Below are 350 nucleotides of genomic sequence, written 5' to 3' on the forward strand. Positions count from 1 at the left end.
GTTATAATAGCGACTTCCGTGCCGGAGGTCAGCAGACAGCGAATGCCGTAGCCATCGCGAACGTTAAAGGCTTTCAGCTCTTCGCCGCTGTTTCCCATGTAAATCTGTCCGTCCGACATCACGCCATCAACGTCACAAATCAACAGCTTAATCTCGCGTGCGCGTGACATCACGTCCTGAGAAACGTCGCCGTAGCAGGTGGTAACCACTGCGTTTTCCTTACTCATTTTTGCTTCCCGTTTACACTACGCCAGCGCGCAGCATGTCATGCATATGAACAACCCCGAGTAGCTGATCGCCATCGGCGACCATAATCGCGGTGATATTTTTGCTCTGCATTAAATTAAGTG

2 protein-coding genes are annotated in these 350 nt (G+C 50.9%); both read right to left on the minus strand.

Annotated elements, in window-relative coordinates:
- On the minus strand, positions 1-227 hold a 227-nt coding region (locus tag AB4072_RS17170), incomplete at its 3' end, for a hypothetical protein (protein ID WP_441969951.1).
- 13 nt (positions 228-240) lie between these two features.
- Entirely contained in the window at positions 241-339 is a 99-nt protein-coding gene (locus AB4072_RS17175; protein ID WP_441969953.1) for a hypothetical protein, read from the minus strand.
- Positions 340-350 lie beyond the last annotated feature (11 nt).

Origin of the sequence: Microvirga sp. 2MCAF38, assembly GCF_052115485.1 — a bacterium.
Lineage (GTDB): Bacteria > Pseudomonadota > Alphaproteobacteria > Rhizobiales > Beijerinckiaceae > Microvirga.